The 15,330-nt window shown below is 60.4% G+C and carries 16 protein-coding genes; 7 read left to right on the top strand and 9 right to left on the bottom strand.

Annotated elements, in window-relative coordinates; translation table 11 throughout:
• The first annotated feature begins 105 nt into the window (after positions 1-105).
• On the top strand, positions 106-1,476 hold the full coding sequence (locus tag AC1Q6I_RS27435; RefSeq protein WP_102624978.1) for an MFS transporter: 1,371 nt from the start codon (positions 106-108) through the stop codon (positions 1,474-1,476).
• A gap of 11 nt (positions 1,477-1,487) precedes the next feature.
• Entirely contained in the window at positions 1,488-3,041 is a 1,554-nt protein-coding gene (garD, locus tag AC1Q6I_RS27440; RefSeq protein WP_041160840.1) for a galactarate dehydratase, read from the top strand.
• Here garD and AC1Q6I_RS27445 read toward each other — a convergent pair.
• Genes AC1Q6I_RS27445 through AC1Q6I_RS27455 form a run of 3 tightly spaced genes read right to left on the bottom strand, consistent with a single transcriptional unit; the run spans position 3,034 to position 5,242 of the window.
• Positions 3,034-3,759 carry an HAD family hydrolase gene (locus AC1Q6I_RS27445; protein WP_024073442.1) on the bottom strand — a complete coding sequence of 242 codons (726 nt, stop codon included), beginning with the start codon at positions 3,757-3,759 and terminating at the stop codon, positions 3,034-3,036. The genes garD and AC1Q6I_RS27445 overlap by 8 nt on opposite strands.
• Positions 3,756-4,616, bottom strand: coding sequence for a lysophospholipid acyltransferase family protein (locus tag AC1Q6I_RS27450; protein WP_102624977.1), 861 nt, complete (start codon positions 4,614-4,616; stop codon positions 3,756-3,758). The genes AC1Q6I_RS27445 and AC1Q6I_RS27450 overlap by 4 nt, the downstream gene beginning before the upstream one ends.
• A 32-nt stretch (positions 4,617-4,648) precedes the next feature.
• The gene (locus tag AC1Q6I_RS27455; RefSeq protein WP_102624976.1) at positions 4,649-5,242 is read right to left on the bottom strand and encodes a GNAT family N-acetyltransferase; all 594 of its coding nucleotides are present in this window, start codon (positions 5,240-5,242) and stop codon (positions 4,649-4,651) included.
• 205 nt (positions 5,243-5,447) lie between these two features.
• On the opposite strand from AC1Q6I_RS27455, the gene AC1Q6I_RS27460 reads away from it, so the two are divergent.
• Entirely contained in the window at positions 5,448-6,389 is a 942-nt protein-coding gene (locus AC1Q6I_RS27460; RefSeq protein ID WP_069075255.1) for an AEC family transporter, read from the top strand.
• A 38-nt stretch (positions 6,390-6,427) separates the two neighbouring features.
• Here AC1Q6I_RS27460 and AC1Q6I_RS27465 read toward each other — a convergent pair whose 3' ends face one another.
• The 6 genes from AC1Q6I_RS27465 to gatC form a co-directional block, all read right to left on the bottom strand.
• Complete coding sequence (locus AC1Q6I_RS27465; RefSeq protein WP_053254400.1) at positions 6,428-6,811, bottom strand: carboxymuconolactone decarboxylase family protein; 384 nt, start codon at positions 6,809-6,811, stop codon at positions 6,428-6,430.
• Positions 6,808-7,854 (bottom strand): calcium/sodium antiporter, encoded by a 1,047-nt coding sequence (locus AC1Q6I_RS27470; RefSeq protein ID WP_102624975.1) that lies wholly within the window; start codon positions 7,852-7,854, stop codon positions 6,808-6,810. Before AC1Q6I_RS27470 ends, AC1Q6I_RS27465 begins: the two co-directional genes overlap by 4 nt.
• 58 nt (positions 7,855-7,912) lie before the next feature.
• Complete coding sequence (locus tag AC1Q6I_RS27475) at positions 7,913-8,284, bottom strand: septal ring lytic transglycosylase RlpA family protein (RefSeq protein WP_024073448.1); 372 nt, start codon at positions 8,282-8,284, stop codon at positions 7,913-7,915.
• A gap of 184 nt (positions 8,285-8,468) precedes the next feature.
• Complete coding sequence (gene gatB / locus AC1Q6I_RS27480) at positions 8,469-9,914, bottom strand: Asp-tRNA(Asn)/Glu-tRNA(Gln) amidotransferase subunit GatB (protein ID WP_102624973.1); 1,446 nt, start codon at positions 9,912-9,914, stop codon at positions 8,469-8,471.
• A gap of 10 nt (positions 9,915-9,924) precedes the next feature.
• Complete coding sequence (gene gatA, locus AC1Q6I_RS27485) at positions 9,925-11,376, bottom strand: Asp-tRNA(Asn)/Glu-tRNA(Gln) amidotransferase subunit GatA (protein WP_102624972.1); 1,452 nt, start codon at positions 11,374-11,376, stop codon at positions 9,925-9,927.
• Positions 11,377-11,393: 17 nt separating this feature from the next.
• Positions 11,394-11,681 (bottom strand): Asp-tRNA(Asn)/Glu-tRNA(Gln) amidotransferase subunit GatC, encoded by a 288-nt coding sequence (gene gatC / locus AC1Q6I_RS27490; protein ID WP_010567677.1) that lies wholly within the window; start codon positions 11,679-11,681, stop codon positions 11,394-11,396.
• Positions 11,682-11,891: 210 nt separating this feature from the next.
• On the opposite strand from gatC, the gene mreB reads away from it, so the two are divergent.
• The 4 genes from mreB to AC1Q6I_RS27510 all read left to right on the top strand — a co-directional run bounded on the left by mreB (position 11,892) and on the right by AC1Q6I_RS27510 (position 15,322).
• The gene (gene mreB, locus AC1Q6I_RS27495; RefSeq protein WP_002555108.1) at positions 11,892-12,929 is read left to right on the top strand and encodes a rod shape-determining protein MreB; all 1,038 of its coding nucleotides are present in this window, start codon (positions 11,892-11,894) and stop codon (positions 12,927-12,929) included.
• 138 nt (positions 12,930-13,067) lie between these two features.
• Positions 13,068-14,186: a rod shape-determining protein MreC gene (gene mreC, locus AC1Q6I_RS27500; RefSeq protein WP_081329150.1), complete on the top strand. Its 1,119-nt coding sequence runs from the start codon at positions 13,068-13,070 to the stop codon at positions 14,184-14,186.
• On the top strand, positions 14,186-14,674 hold the full coding sequence (gene mreD, locus AC1Q6I_RS27505) for a rod shape-determining protein MreD (protein ID WP_024073452.1): 489 nt from the start codon (positions 14,186-14,188) through the stop codon (positions 14,672-14,674). Before mreC ends, mreD begins: the two co-directional genes overlap by 1 nt.
• A 51-nt stretch (positions 14,675-14,725) precedes the next feature.
• On the top strand, positions 14,726-15,322 hold the full coding sequence (locus tag AC1Q6I_RS27510) for a Maf family protein (protein WP_102624971.1): 597 nt from the start codon (positions 14,726-14,728) through the stop codon (positions 15,320-15,322).
• The last annotated feature ends 8 nt before the right edge of the window (positions 15,323-15,330 follow it).

Raw genomic sequence — 15,330 nt, forward strand, 5'->3', positions numbered from 1 at the left:
TATTCGTTGACATTTTTCGCGAGCAAGCTCGCTCCTGCAGGGGGCGGCATCCAAAAACACATAACTATTACCCGCAAAAAAAATAATTAGTGGGAGTACATCTACATGCAAGCGACCAAGCCAACCCATGTCCGCTATTTGATCCTGCTCATGCTGTTCCTGGTGACCACGATCAACTACGCCGACCGGGCCACCATCGCCATTGCCGGCTCCAGCCTGCAAAAAGACCTCGGTATCGACGCGGTCACCCTCGGTTATATCTTTTCTGCATTCGGTTGGGCCTACGTGGCCGGGCAAATCCCCGGCGGCTGGCTGCTCGATCGTTTCGGCTCGAAAAAAGTCTATGCCCTGAGCATCTTCACCTGGTCGCTGTTCACCGTGCTGCAAGGCTATGTCGGTGAGTTCGGTATCTCCACCGCCGTCGTCGCGCTGTTCATGCTGCGCTTTATGGTGGGCCTGGCCGAAGCGCCGTCCTTCCCAGGTAACGCGCGCATTGTGGCTGCCTGGTTCCCCACGGCCGAACGCGGCACGGCCTCGGCGATCTTCAACTCGGCGCAATACTTCGCCACGGTGCTGTTTGCGCCGCTGATGGGCTGGATCGTCTACAGCTTCGGCTGGCAGCACGTGTTTATCGTGATGGGCGTGATCGGCATCCTCTTCTCGCTGGTGTGGCTGAAGATTATCCACAGCCCGCGCCAGCACCCGATGATCAACGAAGCCGAGTTCAATCACATCGCGGCCAATGGCGCGATGGTCGATATGGACCAGGACAAGGGCAAGGGCAAGGGCAAGAAAACCGATGGTCCGAAGTGGGATTACATCCGCCAGCTGCTGACCAACCGCATGATGCTCGGGGTTTACCTGGGCCAGTACTGCATCAACGGCATCACCTACTTCTTCCTGACCTGGTTCCCGGTGTACCTGGTGCAGGACCGTGGCATGACCATCCTCAAGGCTGGGTTCATTGCTTCGCTGCCGGCGATCTGTGGGTTTATCGGGGGCGTGCTGGGCGGGGTGATATCCGACTACCTGTTGCGCAAGGGCCATTCCCTGACCTTCGCCCGCAAGGCGCCGATCATTGGTGGCTTGCTGATTTCCAGCAGCATCGTGGCCTGCAACTACGTCGACATCGAGTGGATGGTGGTGGGCTTCATGGCCTTGGCCTTCTTCGGTAAAGGCGTTGGCGCACTGGGCTGGGCGGTGGTGTCCGACACCTCGCCGAAACAAATCGCCGGCCTCAGTGGCGGCCTGTTCAACACCTTCGGTAACCTGGCCTCGATCACCACGCCGATTGTCATCGGCTACATCATCAGCACCACCGGCTCGTTCAAATGGGCACTGGTGTTCGTCGGCGCCAATGCGCTGGTGGCGGTGTTCAGCTATCTGGTCATCGTCGGCCCGATCAAGCGTGTCGTACTCAAAGAGCCGCCAAGCAAGGGGCCTGAGTTGACCAACCTAACCGAAGCGCATTCCTGAGAGGCCCCGTGATGCAGTTGATTGAACATGCCGACTCGCCGCGCTCCATTCGCCTGCACGCGCGCGACAATGTAGTGATCGTGGTCAACGACCAGGGCGTACCGGCCGGGACCGAGTTCCCGGACGGCCTGGTGACCGTGGATTTCATCCCCCAGAGCCACAAAGTGACCCTGGAAGACATCCCCGAAGGCGGTCAGATTATTCGCTACGGCCAGACCATCGGTTATGCCCTGGCGCCGATTCCCCGTGGCAGTTGGGTGCAGGAAGATCAACTGCGCATGCCCACCGCGCCGCCCTTGGACAGCTTACCGCTGTCCACCGAGGTGCCGCAGGCCCAGGCGCCTCTGGAAGGGTTCACATTCGAGGGGTATCGCAATGCCGACGGCACGGTCGGCACACGCAATATCCTGGGTATCACCACCACGGTGCAGTGTGTCACCGGGGTACTGGACCATGCGGTCAAACGCATCAAGGATGAGTTGCTGCCCAAGTATCCCCATGTCGATGACGTGGTGGCGCTGACTCACAGCTACGGCTGTGGGGTCGCGATCACCGCGACGGATGCCTATATCCCGATCCGCACTGTGCGCAACCTGGCGCGCAACCCGAACCTGGGCGGCGAAGCCCTGGTCATCAGCCTGGGCTGCGAGAAATTGCAGGCCGGGCAGGTGATGCACGACAACGATAGCTCGGTCGATTTGAGCGAGCCGTGGTTGTATCGGTTGCAGGATTCCAGCCACGGCTTTACCGAGATGATCGAGCAGATCATGGAACTGGCCGAAGTCCGCCTGAAGAAGCTCGACCAGCGCCGTCGGGAAACCGTGCCGGCGTCCGAGCTGATCCTGGGCATGCAGTGCGGCGGCAGCGATGCGTTTTCCGGGATCACCGCCAACCCGGCGCTGGGCTACGCCTCGGACTTGTTGCTGCGGGCGGGGGCGACGGTGATGTTTTCCGAAGTCACTGAAGTGCGCGATGCGATTTATTTGCTGACTTCACGCGCCGAAACCAAGGCTGTCGCCGAGGAACTGGTCCGGGAAATGGACTGGTATGACCGTTACCTGGCCAAGGGCGAGGCGGATCGCAGTGCCAACACCACGCCGGGGAACAAGAAGGGCGGGTTGTCGAACATTGTCGAGAAGTCCCTGGGCTCCATCGTCAAGTCCGGCAGCAGCGCGATCAACGGCGTGCTGGGGCCGGGCGAGCGCTTCAAAAGCAAGGGCCTGATCTTTTGCGCGACGCCGGCCAGTGACTTTGTGTGCGGCACCTTGCAGCTCGCGGCAGGGATGAACCTGCATGTGTTCACTACAGGGCGCGGTACCCCTTACGGGCTGGCCATGGCACCGGTCGTGAAGGTCTCGACCCGTACGGAGTTGGCGCAGCGCTGGCCGGATCTGATCGACATCGACGCCGGACGCATTGCCACCGGGCGCGCGACCATCGAGGAATTGGGCTGGGAGTTGTTCCACTTCTATCTGGACGTGGCCAGCGGTAAGAAGCAAACGTGGGCGGAGCAGCACAAGCTGCATAACGACATCACGTTGTTCAACCCGGCGCCGATTACCTAGAGCAGGTTGGCGGGCGTTGGAGGTTGCCCAGCACTGTTTGGATGTGTGCGTAGACCTGAGCGGGTTCGCTGGCGCGCAAGACATTGTCAGGCAATTGCGTCAGTGGCTGCTCGATAAAGTAGTCCGCGCAGACGAAACCGTCCACGCAGCCGTTCTTGTAGACCTGGAAGTCGGACGCACCATCGCCCACGATGAGCGTTCGGCCTTTCAGCCTGCCAGCGGCACGCCATCGACGGACAATCTCCGACTTGCCCTTCGACGAGCTGAGCAGCGGAGAAGGGCGCGTGAGCAGGACGCGTTTGCCCGCCCACAAGAACTGGTTGGCCGCCACATTTTGGTGGGCGATACCCCATTCACGGGCCGTGGGTACGATCCACTCCGTGTAGCCGCCGGAAATGATATGCAGCCCTACACCGTCTTCTCGCAGCCGGCCAAGGGTTTCCAGCAATACGGCCGGGATGCTGCGAATGGCCTTTTCCACATACTGGTCGATGTGATGGGCACGCACATGGGTTGCCACGCTCATCAGCTTCAACAATTCTCCGATACTTGCTTTGCCGCTCAATGCTTTGGGGGCAATTCGCGCGATCCGGTCAAGCCGCTCGGCACTGTCCGGATGGTCGTGGAGAGCGGCTTTAAGTACTTCCACCGTGCTTTCGTGGTCGACCAAGGTGTAATCGAAATCAAAGATGATGTCGACGTCGTTGCCCATGCTCATCGCGTTGCTCGTTTGTCAGTGTTGCGGTAGGTGTATTTGTCGTCCCGGGTCCAGTGACAGGCGGCAATGGCTAAATGTTCGGCGATGCTTTGCTGAATCTGATCGGCAAACGCTTGATCGCTCTGATGTGCCGTGCGCACTTGTGGCGCCAGGTAGCTCATCTCGAACTCAATGCGCGGCATTGCCAGAAGACGCAGGAACTTCATCAGGCCTGAGGCGTGCAGCGGGTTGGCGGTCAAGCCGAACGGCACATTCAAGCGCAGGGCCAGCGGTACCACGGGCAGCCCGCGATTGAGCATTTCCGGGCGGAACCGGAACAGACCATGGCCATTGTTGATGGTCGTCTCGGGTGTGGTGTAGAGCGCAGTGCCGCTGGGCCTGCGACGAAATTCGCGGATGCGTCTGGCGAGCATTTTCTTGTCGCTGACTTTCCAGAACGTGCCACCGGAACATTTGAAGAGCAGGAAAGCGGTTGCGGCACCGAGGGGGCTGTCGGAGTTGGCTACCATGATGGTCGCTGAGGGCATGGCCAGCACTGGAAAATGATCGAATACACTGATGTGGTTGGCGGCGACGATGCAACCATCGGTATGCGCCGCGACTTGTTTCGGGGACATTTTGCACGTGATTTTCACGCCCAGGATGAACAACAGTACGCGGTACATGAGTTGTTTGGCCGCTACGGGTAAAGGCCAGGCGATCAAGCTGATAAACACCACGGCCTGCAGACGGTTCAAGACAAGTGCGCAGCCCAGCGGCAGGTAAAGCCAGCGCCACAGGGCGCGACCCTTCCAGACCTGAGCGGTGCATAGGTCGGCAACTGAAGGGGAGTGGCAGGTGTTTTTTTCATTGGGCAAGGTCGGGTCTCTCTGAAAGGCAGGGGGCGTCATCAAGCCGGAGCGTGGCTGCGGGTCAGGCGGCGGGAGAATCGGTCGATACGTGCGCGATTCAATGGGCTTATTTCCATGAACCGTTCACGGGTCAGGTCGACTTTCAAATGCGGGCCGAAGGGTGTTTCCATGACAGTCCCGCTGATTTCCGGCAAATGCAGAAAGGCGCGGTTCATCTCCAGGGCGCGGTGATGCTTGATGTTGGTCAGGGTGTAGATCTGATCGAAGCCCAGTTGCAGGAAACCATGCTCCAAGGCCAGATGAATAGCCGTGAAGGGATAGGGGCTGCCCCAGTATTTTTTGAGAAAACGGTTGCCGAAGTTGATGCCGTATTCTTTTTCGGCAAACCCGGCATAACCGATGAAGGGCGAATCCAGGCCCAGGCTTACGGCCCAGCGTGACCAGCCTTGCTGGGCTATTTCCTGCTGGAAACGTGCGATTTCTGCAGCGGCCGTGTCTCGGTTGCGCGTGGTTCCTGCCGATATGTATTGCATGGTCTGCGGATCACCGAGGAGTTCAGCGTAACCCTCGATGTCGTCTTGGTCCCAGGTTCTGAGATATACGTTGTAAAGGTGGTTCACGTTTTGCCGCATTGGTTGTTTCCTTGCCTCACGACTTTCGTAACGAAGAAGGCGTTAGCTTGTGCCGAAGCGGGAACAACGCGGAGTTGCAAAATCTTTGTGTGTTGTAGGCAACGTTACCTTTCTAGGTAGGGGCGATTTCAATCAAACCTCATGCGCGGGCCTGAGCTGGCTTATCATGAGCCTTTCCTGAACACAGGTTCCAAGGCCCGTTCTTATGCTGGCAATTTTCCTCACCACCCTCACCATCACCGCGCCGGTATTCGCCATGCTGTTCCTGGGGGTGCTGCTCAAGCGCATCAACTGGATCAACGACAACTTTATCCACACGGCTTCGTCCCTGGTGTTCAACGTCACCATGCCTGCGCTGCTGTTTCTCGGCATCCTGCACGCCGACCTGCATTCGGCGCTCAAGCCGGGTTTGCTGATCTACTTTGCCGTCGCCACTCTGCTGAGTTTTGCCCTGGCCTGGGGCTGGGCGATTTTTCGCTGCGCGCGCGAAGACCGGGGCATCTACACCCAGGGGGCGTTTCGCGGCAACAATGGGGTGATCGGCCTGGCGCTGGCCGCCAGCATGTACGGCGACTACGGTATTTCCCTGGGGGCAATCCTCGCCGCACTGGTCATCCTGTTCTACAACACCTTGTCGACCATTGTGTTGGCGGTGTACAGCCCGGTGATCAAGTCCGACCCGTGGAGCATCTTCAAGAGTGTGGTGGCCAACCCGCTGATCATCAGCGTGATCGTGGCCGCGCCGTTCGCCTATTTCCAGATTGGCCTGCCAGGCTGGCTGGAAAGATCCATGCAGTACCTGGCGGACACCACCTTGCCGCTGGCATTGATCTGCATTGGCGGCACCTTGTCCCTGGCGGCGTTGCGCAAGAGCGGCAATATGGCGCTGAGCGCAAGCTTGATGAAGATGGTGTGGCTGCCGGTAGTCGCCACGCTGGGCGCCTGGCTGCTGGGGTTCCGTGGGCCGGAATTAGGGATTCTGTTCCTGTACTTCGGTGCGCCGACCGCTGCGGCGAGCTTCGTGATGGCGAGGGCGGCCGAGGGCAATCATGAGCTGGCGGCGGCGATTATCGTGATCACTACCTTGATGGCGGCAGTGACCACGAATATCGGGATTTTTGTGTTGCAGGCGGGTGGCTGGATCTGAGTTTTTGGGGGGGCTTGCTCGCCAATGCTATCTGGCAGTCACTGCTGGTCGGCCTGATACGCCTCGATGACTTCCTGTGCCGCTCTAAACGCATCAATCGCCGCCGGTACGCCGGCATATACCGCGCAATGCAGCAGCGCTTCGCGGATCTCTTCCACGGTGCAGCCATTGTTCAGCGCGCCGCGCACGTGGCCCTTGAGTTCCTGCGGGCACTTGAGCGCGGTGAGGGCGGCAAGGGTGATCAGGCTGCGTGTCTTCAGCGGCAAGCCTTCGCGGTTCCACACACTGCCCCAGGCATGTTCGTTGACGAAGTCCTGGAGGGGCTGGGTGAATTCGGTGGCATTGCCCAGGGCGCGGTCGACGAACACATCGCCCATCACCTGGCGACGCATTTCAACCCCGGGCTTTTTCTGATCGGTCATTGCGATTCCCTCTTGTGTTGGCGGCGCCAGGCTCGCAGGGTGCTGAACAGCAGGAACACCACCAGCACTGGCAGGACGTAAAACAGCATCAGTTGTTCAAGCTTGTTGGCCAGCGGCATACCGGTGGTGAACGCCATCACATGCAGCCCATACGCCAGGTACAGTCCCAGCAGCACCAGGCCTTCGATGCGGGTCACACGGTAGCCGGTATAAAACACCGGCAGGCACAGCACCACCACGCCAAGCATCACCGGCAGATCGAAATCCAGGGCGTTAGGCGACACCGACAGCGGCGATGGCGCAAGCAGGGCCGTCAGCCCCAATACGCCCAGCAGGTTGAACAGGTTGCTGCCAATCACGTTGCCTACGGCGATATCCCGCTCGCCGCGCAGGGCTGCAATCAGCGAGGTGGCCAGGCACGGCAGGGACGTGCCAACGCCGATCAGTGTCAGGCCGATGATGCGTTCCGACAGTCCCAGGTCACTGGCTACATCCACCGCCGCGCCCAGCAACAGATGCCCGGCCAGTACCAGTACCAGCAGGCCGCCGAACATCAGCAATACACTGCTCAGCCAGGGCGCCTTGGTCACGATGTCCAGCGTGCGCGGACGGCGTGAATGGCGGGTCTGGTAGTGCAGCACGCCGAGGTAGGCCAGCAGGGCGCAGAGCAGCAGCAAACCGTCGAGCGGTGTGAGCTCTTCGTTGGCGGCCAGGGTAAATACCAGCAAGCCGGCGAGGATCATGACCGGGATGTCCAGGCGCACCAGTTGGCGCGAGACCCGCAATGGAATGATCAGCGCCGACAGGCCCAGGGTGACGAGGATATTGAAGATGCTGCTGCCGATGACGCTGCCGACGGCAATATCGGTGTTGCCGGCCAGTGTGGCCTGCAGGCTCACGGTCATCTGCGGTGCGCTGCTGCCGAAGGCGACGATCGTCAGGCCGATAATCAGTGGGCGGACCTTGAGGCTGGCGGCCAGGCGCACAGCGGCACGTACCAGGATTTCGGCGCCGACGATCAGCAGCACCAGGCCGCTGACCAGTTCGAGCAGGCTCCAGGGCGAGAGGGCGGTTAATCCGAAAATGGCCAGGGCTCCGTCGTCAATTGTTCAGGGCTTGCACGCGAACCCGTGCGGTGCCGCTGCTCAGCATGCCCAGTTGTTCGGCCGCCTTGCGTGAAAGATCGATCAAGCGCCCACGAGTATGCGGGCCGCGATCATTGATGCGCACCACCACGGTTCTGTCGTTGTCGAGGTTGGTGACCTTGACCTGGGTGCCAAAGGGCAATTGCCGGTGGGCGGCGGTCAGGGCGTTCTGGTTGAAAGGTTCACCGCTGGCGGTTTTTTTGCCATGGTGCTTGGCGCCGTAATAAGAGGCGGTGCCGGTTTCATCGTAGCCGTTGGGGTTAATGAGGCCGCTGGCGCAGCCGGCCAGCAGGGAAAACAGGGCCAGGAGGCCGAATAGACGCTTCATTTCCAAGGTGCCCCCATTTCGAGTTTGGGGTGAGCTTATGTGGGAGGGGGCTTGCCCCCGATAGCGGAGTGCCAGTCACTGAATGCTTTGACTGAATCACCGCCATCGGGGGCAAGCCCCCTCCCACACAAGCCCGCTCCCACAGGGGTCCGAGTAGAAGTCTCACTCGGACCATTCATCGCAATCAGCCTTCGAGCTTGCTTTTCAGCAGTTCGTTTACCTGCTGCGGGTTGGCCTTGCCCTTGGAGGCTTTCATGGCCTGGCCGACAAAGAAGCCGAACATCTTGCCGCGCTTGGCTTCGTCTGCTGCACGGTACTGCTCGACCTGTTCCGCGTTGGCCGCCAGCATTTCGTCGAGCACGGTCGAGATGGCGCCGCTGTCGGTGACTTGCTTGAGGCCGCGTTTTTCGATGATTTCATCGGCGCTGCCTTCGCCACTGGCCATGGCTTCAAACACTGTCTTGGCAATTTTGCCGGAGATGGTGTTGTCCTTGATGCGCAGCAGCATGCCGCCCAGTTGCTCGGCGGTGACCGGTGCCTCGTCGATTTCCAGGCCCTGCTTGTTCAACAGGCTGCCCAGCTCAACCATCACCCAGTTGGCCGCCAGCTTGGCGTCGCCGGCAATGCTCACGACTTTTTCGAAGTAGTTGGCTTGCTCACGGCTGGACGCCAACACGCTGGCATCGTAGACGGACAAGCCGAACTGCTCCTGGAAGCGCTCGCGTTTTTGCTGCGGCAGTTCCGGCAGGGTGGCGCGGATGTCGTTGAGGAACGAGTCTTCCAGTACCACCGGCAACAGGTCCGGGTCAGGGAAGTAACGGTAGTCGTTGGCTTCCTCTTTGCTGCGCATGGCGCGGGTTTCGTCTTTGTTCGGGTCGTACAGGCGGGTTTGCTGGATCACCTTTCCGCCGTCTTCGATCAGGTCGATCTGGCGGCGGACTTCGCTGTTGATCGCCTTCTCGATGAAGCGGAACGAGTTGACGTTCTTGATCTCGCAGCGGGTACCGAACTCGACCTGGCCCTTAGGGCGGATCGATACGTTGCAGTCGCAACGTAGCGAGCCTTCGGCCATGTTGCCGTCGCAGATGCCCAGGTAACGCACCAGCGCGTGGATCGTCTTGACGTAGGCCACGGCTTCCTTGGCGCTGCGCATATCCGGCTCGGAAACGATTTCCAGCAACGGTGTGCCAGCTCGGTTCAGGTCGATACCGGTGGCCCCCGGGAATTCTTCGTGCAGGCTTTTGCCGGCGTCTTCCTCGAGGTGGGCACGGGTCACGCCGACACGCTTGATGGTGCCATCTTCCAACGGGATATCCAGGTGGCCCTTGCCGACAATCGGCAGTTCCATCTGGCTGATCTGGTAGCCCTTGGGCAGGTCCGGGTAGAAGTAGTTCTTGCGCGCGAACACGTTGTGCTGGCCGATTTCGGCGTCAATCGCCAGGCCGAACATCACCGCCATGCGCACCGCTTCCTGGTTCAGCACCGGCAGTACGCCGGGCATGCCCAGGTCGACCAGGCTGGCCTGGGTATTCGGCTCGGCGCCGAACGTGGTGGCGCTACCGGAGAAAATCTTCGATTGGGTGGCGAGCTGGGTATGAATCTCCAGCCCGATCACGACTTCCCATTGCATAGTGTTCTCCTCAGAAGCCGGTAGGGGTGCGAGTGTGCCAGTCAGTGTTCAACTGGTACTGGTGCGCCACATTGAGCAGGCGGCCTTCCTGGAAATACGGGGCGAGCAATTGCACGCCAACCGGCAGCCCATCGACGAAACCTGCCGGCATGGACAAGCCTGGCAAGCCCGCGAGGTTGGCGGTGATGGTGTAGAGGTCTTCCAGGTATTCGGCGATCGGGTCGCCGGTCTTGGCGCCGATCTTCCAGGCCGGGTTGGGCGTGGTTGGGCCGAGGATGATGTCGACTTCTTCAAACGCCGCCATGAAGTCGTTCTTGATCAGGCGCCGGATTTTCTGCGCCTTGAGGTAGTACGCGTCGTAGTAGCCGGCCGACAGGGCGTAGGCACCGACCATGATCCGGCGTTGCACTTCGACACCGAAACCTTCGCCACGGGAGCGTTTGTACAGGTCGGTGAGGTTCTTCGGGTTCTCGCAGCGATAGCCAAAGCGCACGCCGTCGAAGCGCGATAGGTTGGAGGACGCTTCAGCGGGCGCGATCACGTAGTACGCCGGAATCGCGTGCTGGTTGTTCGGCAGGCTGATTTCCTTGATCACGGCACCGAGCTTTTCCAGCTCCTTGACGCTGTTGTGCACCAATTCGGCGATGCGCGGGTCGAGACCGGCGCTGAAGTATTCCTTCGGCACGCCGATGCGCAGGCCTTTGATCGAGGTATTGAGGCTGGCGCTGTAGTCCGGCACCGGTTCGTCGATGCTGGTGGAATCCTGCGGATCGAAGCCTGCCATGCCTTGTAACAAAATCGCGCAGTCTTCGGCCGTGCGGGCCAGGGGGCCGCCCTGATCCAGGCTGGATGCATAGGCGATCATGCCCCAGCGGGAAACGCGACCATAGGTCGGCTTCAGGCCGGTGAGGTTGGTAAAGGCCGCGGGCTGGCGGATCGAGCCGCCGGTGTCGGTGGCTGTTGCAGCGGGCAGGAAGCGCGCGGCGACCGCGGCAGCCGAACCGCCAGACGAACCGCCCGGGACGTGTTCCAGGTTCCACGGGTTTTTCACCGGGCCGTAATAGCTGGACTCGTTGGCCGAACCCATGGCGAATTCGTCCATGTTGGTCTTGCCCAGGGTCACGGCTCCGGCGGCAGCCAGCTTGGACACCACGGTGGCGTCGTAGGGCGCCTTGAAGTTGTCGAGCATCTTCGAGCCGCAGCTGGTGCGGATGCCTTGGGTGCAGAACAGGTCTTTGTGGGCGATCGGTGCGCCCAGCAGTGCACCATTGTCACCGTTGGCGCGACGCACGTCGGCGGCCTTGGCCTGGCTCAGGGCCAGCTCCTCGGTGAGGCTGATGAAGCTATTGACCTTGGAGTCGAGCTCGGCGATACGCGCCAGCAGGGTCTTGGTCAGCTCTTCGGAAGAAAACTTTTTGTCGGCGAGACCGCGGGCGATCTCGGCCAGAGTCATGTGATGCATTGCAGGCTCTTTCCCTATTAGTCGATGACTTTCGGAACCAGGTACAGGCCGTTTTCGACCGCTGGTGCGATGGACTGGTAGGCCTCGCGATTATTAACCTCGGTCACGACGTCTGCGCGCAGGCGCTGGCTGGCTTCCAGCGGGTGAGCCAGGGGCTCGATGCCGTCGGTATTGACGGCCTGCATTTGGTCAACCAGCCCCAGAATGCTGTTCAGGGCTGCGGTGGTCTGTGGAAGATCGGCTTCATTCAGGCCAAGCGAGGCCAGATGAGCGATTTTTTCCACGTCGGAGCGTTCAAGCGCCATGGGATTCTCCAGTGGAAAACAGAACGGAGGGCGTCCGTGTGTTAGATTGTCGGAACACTACCGCATTTCTACGGTCATATGGCCGCGATTGTGGGGGTTGGTGCACAGAAAGTCGGCCAATTTAGCACATTGGCGCCTTGCCCAAAATCCCTGTCGTTGTTAGAGTTTGCCGCACTTTTTTACCCACGCGTTGCCTAGGGTCCCTTTCCCATGTTCAAGAAACTGCGTGGCATGTTTTCCAGCGATCTTTCCATTGACCTGGGCACTGCCAACACCCTTATTTACGTGCGCGAGCGCGGTATCGTCCTGAATGAGCCATCGGTTGTGGCTATTCGGACCCATGGTAATCAGAAAAGTGTCGTTGCCGTTGGCACCGAGGCCAAGCGCATGCTTGGCCGAACACCAGGCAATATCGCTGCCATTCGTCCGATGAAAGACGGCGTGATCGCCGACTTCAGCGTCTGCGAGAAGATGCTGCAGTACTTCATCAACAAGGTTCACGAAAACAGTTTTCTGCAGCCCAGCCCTCGTGTGCTGATCTGCGTTCCGTGCAAGTCCACCCAGGTGGAGCGTCGCGCCATCCGTGAATCGGCCCTTGGTGCCGGTGCCCGTGAAGTCTTCCTGATCGAGGAGCCAATGGCTGCTGCGATCGGTGCCGGCCTGCCGGTTGAAGAAGCGCGCGGTTCGATGGTGGTGGATATCGGTGGTGGTACCACTGAAATCGCCCTGATTTCCCTGAACGGCGTGGTGTATGCCGAGTCCGTGCGTGTAGGCGGCGACCGCTTCGACGAAGCGATCATCACTTATGTGCGTCGTAACTACGGCAGCCTGATCGGCGAATCCACCGCCGAGCGCATCAAGCAGGAAATCGGTACCGCTTATCCCGGTGGCGAAGTTCGCGAAGTCGACGTTCGCGGTCGCAACCTGGCCGAAGGCGTTCCACGTGCCTTTACCCTGAACTCCAATGAAGTGCTGGAGGCTCTGCAAGAGTCCCTGGCAACCATCGTTCAGGCGGTGAAGAGCGCCCTGGAGCAATCGCCGCCGGAGCTGGCTTCCGATATCGCCGAGCGTGGCCTGGTACTGACCGGTGGTGGCGCCTTGCTGCGCGACCTCGACAAGTTGCTGGCCCAGGAAACTGGCCTGCCGGTGATCGTTGCCGAAGACCCGCTGACCTGCGTTGCCCGTGGCGGTGGTCGTGCACTGGAAATGATGGATAAACACACCATGGACCTGCTTTCCAGCGAATAAGACCGTTGGTTGCACCATGTTTCGCCCGCAGGCAGCACTTTGCAGTGCTGCCTGTTGGCGTTTATCTTCTTCAATCTGCATCCAGGCCGGTTAGATGCCGTATGAATAAAGAGAAACTTTGCCTGGGAGGAGCGGCCTATTAAACCGCTTTTCGCCAAAGGCCCCTCATTGGGCGTGCGCTTGTTGGTGCTGGTCGTGCTTTCGGTCGCGCTGATGGTGGTCGATGCCCGCTTTGCACTGCTCAAGCCTGTGCGTAGCCAAATGTCGCTGGTATTGATGCAGACCTACTGGATCACCGACCTGCCGCAACGTCTCTACCAGGGCGTGGCCAGCCAATTCGGCAGCCGCACCGAGCTGGTCGCCGAGAACGAAAAACTCAAGACTGAAAACCTGCTGTTGCAGGGGCGCATGCAAAAGCTGGCGGCCCTCACCGAGCAGAACGTTCGGCTGCGCGAGTTGCTCAATTCTTCGGCACTGGTCAACGAAAAGGTTGAAGTCGCCGAGCTGATCGGCATGGACCCCAACCCCTTTACCCATCGCATCATCATCAACAAGGGTGAGCGCGACGGTGTGGTGCTCGGCCAGCCGGTGCTCGATGCCCGTGGCTTGATGGGCCAGGTGGTCGAGTTGATGCCCTACACCTCACGGGTATTGCTGCTGACAGACACGACCCACAGCATTCCGGTGCAGGTCAACCGCAACGGCTTGCGTGCGATTGCCAGTGGCACCGGTAACCCCGAACGCCTGGAATTGCGCCATGTGGCCGATACCGCCGACATCAAGGAAGGCGACCTGCTGGTCAGCTCGGGCCTCGGCCAACGCTTCCCGGCGGGTTACCCGGTGGCGACAGTCAAGGAAGTGATCCACGATTCTGGCCAGCCGTTCGCCATTGTGCGCGCCGTGCCCACCGCCGCCCTGAACCGCAGCCGCTACCTGCTGCTGGTATTCAGCGACAACCGTACCCCGGAAGAGCGTGCCAACGACGCCGCACAAGCCCAGGAAGCGGAAGACAAGCAAAACGGCACCGCGCCGATCATTCCGGCAACCGTACCCAAGCCGGCGCCTGCCGCATCGGCCACACCGGCGCCCGCTCCGGCAGTAGCGCCCGTGGCCACGCCCGCCAAGCCGGCCGCTCATAGTGCGCGCGCGGTGAAGCCAGCGGCGACCAAGCCGTCGGCCACCACGCCCGCCACCACGACGCCTGCTGCGAAGCCCCCAGCCGCCGCCCCGGCAACCACACGGCAGAGGGAGGAATAATGGCCGGTACTCATTCGAGCAATGGCTGGATCGTCTGGCTGACCTTCGCCATCGGCTTGCTACTCAGCGTTTCGCCACTGCCGCAGTTCATGGAAATCCTGCGTCCGCTGTGGCTGGCCTTGCTGCTGGCATTCTGGTCGCTGAACCTGCCGCACAAGGTGGGCATGGTCACGGCGATGTTCCTGGGCTTGGCGGAAGATGTGCTCTATGGCACCTTGCTGGGCCAGAACGCGTTGATCCTGACCCTGATTACCTTTCTGGTGCTGTCGTTGCAGCAACGCCTGCGCATGTTCCCGATGTGGCAACAGTGCCTGGTGATCCTGGTGATCTTCGGCCTGGCGCAATTGGTGCAACTGTGGCTCAGCGCCTTGACTGGTAACCGCCAGCCGACCCTGGCGCTGGTATTGCCGGCCCTGGTCAGTGCGCTGCTGTGGCCATGGGTCAGTTTTGGCCTGCGCGGGTTACGTCGTCGCTATAAAATCAATTGAATGGATTGCGAGGCTCTGCCTGGTTATCGAACCCCACAGGGAGAGTCTGGAATGAATTCGCTTTATCTGGCTTCGGGCTCCCCGCGACGGCGTGAACTGCTGACCCAGATCGGTGTGCCTTTCACCGTGGTCAGTGCTGCCATTGATGAAACTCCCCTTACAAATGAATCTGCCGTTTCCTACGTCGAGCGTCTATCGCGCGGCAAGGCAACGGCGGGTTTTGCTGCGCTTGGGCAAACGTCGGGCGCCTGTGTATTGGGTGCCGACACGGCAGTGATTGTCGACGGCCAGATCCTTGGCAAGCCGGTGGATCAGGCGGATGCCCTGGCCATGTTGCTGGCCCTGTCGGGGCGTGAGCATGAAGTGCTGACGGCGGTTGCCCTCACGGACGGTCAGCGTTGTGAAACTCGATGTGTAAGCAGTCGCGTACGTTTTCGGGGTATTTCTGTCGAGGAGGCTACAACCTACTGGCACAGTGGCGAACCCCAGGACAAGGCAGGCGGCTATGCTATCCAAGGGCTGGGCTCGGTGTTTGTGGCCGGGCTCAATGGCAGCTATTCCGCCGTGGTTGGCCTGCCCGTGTGCGAAACCGCGGAACTGCTTGGTCAATTCGGCATACCCTGTTGGCAAAACCTTACCGCGCGCTGAACGCCTGT

The organism is Pseudomonas sp. MPR-R2A5, assembly GCF_058793055.1.